Raw genomic sequence first — 5,762 nt, forward strand, 5'->3', positions numbered from 1 at the left:
GCCTTCCCGTCCCGCAGGATGGTGGCGCTGTACGGGCATCCCTCCGGGCCCGCGCTTGGGGCTCTGGGCGAACAGGGAGCCAAGGCATCGGTGAAGCGCGTGAAGGAAGTGGCCAAGCAGTACCAACCGCACAGCAAGGAGCCGGTGGTCCCGGCGTTCGAGATCATCGCCACGGTGGCCAGCGCCTCGGCCGGAAAGGACGGCGACTATTCGGAGGAAACGGATCCGGACGAGCTGCGCCCCTGGATCGATGCCGCGGGGAAGGCCGGAGTGTATGTGGTGCTGGACCTGCAGCCGGGGCGGTCGGACTTCCTTACCCAGGCCAAGCTCTACGAGGACCTGCTGAAGGAACCGCATGTGGGCCTGGCGCTGGACCCGGAATGGCGGCTCGGCAAGGGGCAGCGGCACATGGAGCAGATCGGCTCGGTCTCGGCCGCCGAAATCAACAAGGTCAGCGATTGGCTGGCGGAACTGACCCGGAAGAACTCCCTGCCGCAGAAGGTGCTGATCCTTCATCAGTTCCAGTACCAGATGATTTCGGACCGCCACAAGCTCGAAACCGGCCATGAAGAACTGGCCATGGTGCTGCACGCCGACGGCCATGGCAACCCCGGCCAGAAAATGGACACCTGGCGTGTACTCCGACAGGACCTGCCGAAGAACATCTGGATGGGCTGGAAAAACTTCTACGACGAAGACACCCCGACGTTCAGCCCGGAGCGCACCTACACGGGCGTGAAGCCGGCCCCATGGTTCGTTTCCTACCAATAGCTTCGCCCCATCCGCCGACAGGTAAGGTGAAGAGCATGAGTGTTTTTGCCGTTGAATACGTCTATGCCGCCGAGTCCGAGGCCGGTCGGGACGAATACCGTCCCGCACACCGGGCCTGGCTGGGTGACTTCGTGGAGCAGGGCCGCCTGCTGGCCTCCGGACCCTATGCGGACGGCACCGGGGCGTTGCTGATCTTCACCGCCGAGAACGAAGCGAGCCTGCTGGATGAATTGAAGCAGGACCCGTTCAACGTCAATAACTTCGTTTCCGCACTCAAAGTCACCGACTGGAAGCCCGTCACCGGAGCGTTCGCCCACCACGCATGATCCACCCCACTCCTGCAGCATGTGCCACGGCCGTGCGGGAGGGGGATAATGAAATCTGATCAGCAACTGCCTACCGGCACATGGAGGACGTTTTGACCTCGGTCAATCTTGGAATGCCAGCTTCACCACCGCCAGTTTTGGCCCCGCGCCGGAAGACCCGGCAGATCAAAGTCGGCTCCGTCGGGGTCGGGTCGGAATCACCCATCAGCGTGCAGTCCATGACCACCACGCCCACCACTGACATCAACGCCACACTGCAGCAGATCGCCGAACTGACGGCGTCCGGCTGCGACATTGTGCGGGTGGCCTGCCCCAGCGCGGACGATGCCGAGGCCCTGCCGATTATCGCCAAGAAGTCCCAGATCCCGGTGATCGCGGACATCCACTTCCAGCCCAAGTACGTCTTCGCCGCCATCGATGCAGGCTGTGCCGCCGTACGCGTGAATCCGGGCAACATCCGCAAGTTCGATGACCAGGTCAAGGAAATCGCCAACGCGGCCAAAGCCGCCGGCACATCCATCCGGATCGGCGTCAACGCCGGTTCTCTGGACCCGCGGCTGATGCAGAAGTACGGCAAGGCCACGCCTGAGGCGCTGGTCGAATCCGCCGTCTGGGAAGCCTCATTGTTCGAAGAACACGACTTCCACGACTTCAAGATTTCAGTGAAACACAACGACCCGGTGGTCATGGTCCGCGCGTACGAACTGCTGGCCGAACGCGGCGACTGGCCGCTGCACCTGGGCGTCACCGAGGCCGGCCCCGCCTTCCAGGGCACGATCAAATCCGCAACGGCCTTCGGGGCGCTGCTCTCGCAGGGCATCGGGGATACCATCCGGGTGTCCCTGTCCGCGCCCCCGGTTGAAGAGATCAAGGTCGGCCTGCAGATCCTGCAGTCGCTGAACCTGCGGGAACGCAAACTGGAAATCGTCTCCTGCCCCTCCTGCGGCCGTGCCCAGGTGGACGTGTACAAACTGGCCGACGAAGTCACTGCCGGTCTTGAAGGCATGGAGGTGCCGCTGCGCGTCGCCGTGATGGGTTGCGTGGTCAACGGACCGGGCGAAGCCCGCGAAGCAGACCTGGGAGTGGCATCCGGCAACGGGAAGGGCCAGATCTTTGTGAAGGGCCAGGTCATCAAGACTGTTCCGGAAGACCAGATTGTTGAGACGCTCATTGAAGAAGCGATGAGGATTGCCGAAGAGATGGGTGACTCCGATGGCGAAAATGCTGTCAAGGGTAGCCCCGTGGTTAACGTCAGCTAGCCGTGAGACGGCGGGCGCGGCAGGGGCCGTGTCCGCTGATTCGCCTGCCGGAATCCGGCCGCTGGAGCACACGGATACCGACGACCTCTGGAAGTTGGTGCGCTCCGACCCGGTAGCCAACGTCTTTCTGGCCGCACACTTGGAGTCCGCCGGAACGGCCGGCCCCACTCCGTCTGGTGCCCGGATTTTGGGAATGTACGACGGCGGTGCCCTCACCGGAGCCTGCTGGGCCGGTGTGAATGTGGTCCCGTCGGGGCTGGACGCCGAACAAGGCGCTCGGTTCGGAGCCCATCTGGCCGCCGGGAACCGTCGCATGTCTTCCATCTTTGGCCCGGCCGAAGGCGTGCTCGGCATCTGGTCATCGTTCCGGCACGCGCATCCGCGGGCCTTCGACGTTCGCCCCAACCAGCCGTTGATGGAACTGCGCGGAACACCTGCCGTGGCCGCCGATCCGCAGGTGCGGTTCTCCACCGAAGACGATTACGACGTCCTGGTCCCGGCCTGCGTCGCCATGTTCGAGGAGGAAGTCGGCTACTCGCCGCTGATCGGCGGCGGCCAGCACTACCGCCAGCGCGTGGCCACCCTCATCGGCAAGGGGCACTCGCTGATTCGCCGGGACAGCCACGGGCAGGTTGTGTTCAAAGCCGAACTGGGCAACGTGAGCGCCGATGCGGTGCAGATCCAAGGTGTGTGGGTAAATCCTGCCTACCGCGGCCAAGGCCTTGCCGCCGGCTGCATGGCCGCCGTCGTCGAACTGTCGCGGAAGTACGCGCCGGTAGCAAGCCTGTACGTCAACGACTACAACCATCGGGCCGTGGCCGCCTACACCGCAGTCGGCTTCCGGCAGGTCGGCACCTTCGCCACCGTCTTGTTCTAGGCCCGCGCCGATCCGCGGGGGCCGGACGGCGTTTGCTCTTGTGTTGCCGTCGGCCCGGGGCCGCGGGGAGGCTGCGCGGGCGGCCGGGTCAGCCCACGTCTCCGGTCAAATAGCGCTGGACGCCGGGGGCAATCAGCCGGACAACCGCGGCGCGGTCCAGCGAGGCAAAGGGTTCCACTTTGAGGATGTAACGGGCGACGACGCAGCCAATCAGGGCCGACGCCACCAGCGAGCCCCGCAGCCGCTGCTCCGCGCCCTCGCCGGGCAGGCCGGAGGTGATCAGCGGCAGCAGCCGGCGGGTGAAGACTTCGCGCATCAAGGCCGCCTGTCGTTCGTGTCCGACGGCGCTGCGCACCAGGGCCAGCACCGCCGGCTGGGCAGGGCCTTCCCAGAGCCCCAGCAGGGCATCGACCAGCAGTTCGCCGCGCTCGGCTGCAGGAGCGGTGGTGACATCCGCCAGCACCTGCCGTGGGTCGGCGGGCAGCTCCACCGAGGCGGCGAACAACGCGTCCTTGCCCCCGAAGTAATGGTGCACCAGGGCGGGGTCGACCCCGGCAGAGCGCGCTACCTGGCGCAGGCTGGTGCCGGTAAACCCGTGTTCGGCAAAGAGCCTGCGGGCAGCCGCCACGATCAGTGCCCTGGTGTCGGAGCCGTCGGACCGGCGCCCGCGGCGTTCGCCCCTCACGCGCTGCGCCGCCGCAGCGTCAGCGATGCCAACAGCAGTCCCGCCACAACGCAGCCGGCCGCAATCCCGACGTCGAACCACAGCGCCCCGGTGGCTTCGGCATGGGCTGCGATCTCCTGCAGCGCATCCACTGTGTACGTCAACGGCATGGCGTTCGCCACCGCCTCGAGCCAGTCGGCCAGCTGCTCCCTGGGCACAAACAGGCCGCAGAGCAGGATCTGCGGGACCACGACCACCGGCATGAACTGCACGGCCTGGAACTCGGTGCGGGCGAAGGCCGAACAGAACAGGCCCAGCGCCACCCCCAGCACCGCATTGACGACGGCGACCATCACCACCAGCGCCGCGTTGCCTTCGATCTCCAAACTGAAGACCGAGTAGGCCACCGCCGTCGTCACCACGGCCTGGATGGCGGCCATCAGTCCGAACGCCAGGGCGTAGCCAAAGAGCAGGTCGGCCTTGTTGATCGGCGTCGAGAGGACACGTTCCAACGTGCCGGTGGTCCGCTCGCGGAGCATGGTGATGGAGGTAATCAGGAACATCACCACAAACGGGAAAATTGCGAGCATCACCAGGCCCACCCGGTCGAAGGTGCGCGGCGCCCCCGGTGGCAGCGTCTCGTTCTCGAACAGCAGGTAGACCACGCCGAGCAGGACGCTGGGCACCACGACAATCAGCGCGATGCTGCGCGGATCGTGGCGCAGCTGGGACAGCACCCGCCCCGTGGTGGCCAAAGTCATCGACGCATTCATGCAGCGGCCTCCGCGCTTTTGATCAGATGGAGGAAGGCACGTTCCAGGTCGGCAGTGCCGCCGCGTTGGGCCAGCTCCGCGGGGGTGAGCCGGGCCAGCAGGGACCCGTTGCGCAGCAGGAGCAGGTCGTTGCAGTGCGATGCCTCTTCCATGACGTGGCTGGAGACCAGCAGGGTGGTGCCCGTTGCCGCCAGGGCAGTGAAATAGTCCCACAACTCCACACGCAGGACCGGATCCAGGCCGACCGTTGGTTCGTCGAGCACCAACAGGGCCGGACGCCCCACCAGGGCGCACGCCAGCGATACCCGGCTGAACTCTCCGCCGGAGAGACCGGCCGTCTTGCGTCTGGCGAAGCCGGTGAGCCCGACGGCCTCCAATGCAGCATCGACCTCGGCCGCCGGGCGGCTGTGCAGTGCGGCGAAGTAGCGGACGTTGTCGCGGACCGAAATATCGGGATAAACACTGGGGTTCTGGGTGACGTAGCCGATCCGGCGCCTGAGCTCTCGGTGCCCGGCCGGGAGCCCCAAAACCGTCACCGTGCCGCCGGCCGTTTTCTGGACCCCCACGATGGCCCGCATCAAGGTGGTCTTGCCGCTGCCGGACGGGCCCAGCAGGCCCGTGATGGATCCGGCTGAAACCCCGCAGTCAATGTTTGACAGGACCGGCTTGTTGCCGCGGACCACCGACAGCCCGGCGATGGAGATGGCCGGCTCGGGGTGGGGGCCTGGGTGCGGCATCGTCTCCGCCCTCCCCAATTCACTGGATGGGGAATTTACGTTAAGCCCGCTGGCGTAACGGCGTCAAGGCCCGCGGGGCCGGTGCGGCGGAGCCGTTGGGGCTGTCGCAAGCATGCCTGCGGAGCCAGTAGATTAGAAGGCAGTTGATTTCGCGGGCCGCTGCCGGCCCAACCCTTGAGAAACGGATCTGCAGTGGTTCTTCGCCTGTCCAGCTTGTTCCTGCGCACCCTGCGCGATGACCCGGTCGATGCCGAAGTTGCCAGCCACAAGCTGCTGGTGCGCGCCGGTTACATCCGCCGTGCTGCCCCCGGCATCTATTCCTGGCTGCCGCTGGGGCTGAAGGTGCTGGCCAAGG

At 66.0% G+C, this 5,762-nt stretch carries 7 protein-coding genes; 4 read left to right on the forward strand and 3 right to left on the reverse strand.

Annotated elements, in window-relative coordinates:
* The 4 genes from AC5RWT_RS33765 to AC5RWT_RS33780 form a co-directional block, all read left to right on the forward strand.
* A partial coding sequence (locus AC5RWT_RS33765) for a hypothetical protein (RefSeq protein ID WP_494084026.1) occupies positions 1 to 771 on the forward strand: 771 nt, incomplete at its 5' end.
* 35 nt (positions 772 to 806) lie between these two features.
* The gene (locus AC5RWT_RS33770; RefSeq protein WP_494084027.1) at positions 807 to 1,097 is read left to right on the forward strand and encodes a YciI family protein; all 291 of its coding nucleotides are present in this window, start codon (positions 807 to 809) and stop codon (positions 1,095 to 1,097) included.
* 92 nt (positions 1,098 to 1,189) lie between these two features.
* The gene (ispG, locus tag AC5RWT_RS33775; RefSeq protein WP_493968123.1) at positions 1,190 to 2,356 is read left to right on the forward strand and encodes a flavodoxin-dependent (E)-4-hydroxy-3-methylbut-2-enyl-diphosphate synthase; all 1,167 of its coding nucleotides are present in this window, start codon (positions 1,190 to 1,192) and stop codon (positions 2,354 to 2,356) included.
* Between the two features lie 28 nt (positions 2,357 to 2,384).
* A complete protein-coding gene (locus tag AC5RWT_RS33780) occupies positions 2,385 to 3,233 on the forward strand; it encodes a GNAT family N-acetyltransferase (protein ID WP_494084028.1) in 849 nt (282 codons plus the stop codon).
* An 88-nt stretch (positions 3,234 to 3,321) separates the two neighbouring features.
* Here AC5RWT_RS33780 and AC5RWT_RS33785 read toward each other — a convergent pair whose 3' ends face one another.
* The 3 genes from AC5RWT_RS33785 to AC5RWT_RS33795 are packed head-to-tail and all read right to left on the reverse strand — an operon-like array spanning position 3,322 to position 5,407.
* Positions 3,322 to 3,918, reverse strand: a complete 597-nt coding sequence (locus tag AC5RWT_RS33785; RefSeq protein ID WP_494084029.1) for a TetR/AcrR family transcriptional regulator — start codon at positions 3,916 to 3,918, stop codon at positions 3,322 to 3,324.
* Complete coding sequence (locus tag AC5RWT_RS33790) at positions 3,915 to 4,658, reverse strand: ABC transporter permease (RefSeq protein ID WP_494084030.1); 744 nt, start codon at positions 4,656 to 4,658, stop codon at positions 3,915 to 3,917. Before AC5RWT_RS33790 ends, AC5RWT_RS33785 begins: the two co-directional genes overlap by 4 nt.
* 8 nt (positions 4,659 to 4,666) lie before the next feature.
* Entirely contained in the window at positions 4,667 to 5,407 is a 741-nt protein-coding gene (locus AC5RWT_RS33795) for an ABC transporter ATP-binding protein (protein ID WP_494084031.1), read from the reverse strand.
* Positions 5,408 to 5,762 lie beyond the last annotated feature (355 nt).

The organism is Arthrobacter sp. Dra40 (genome assembly GCF_059091905.1).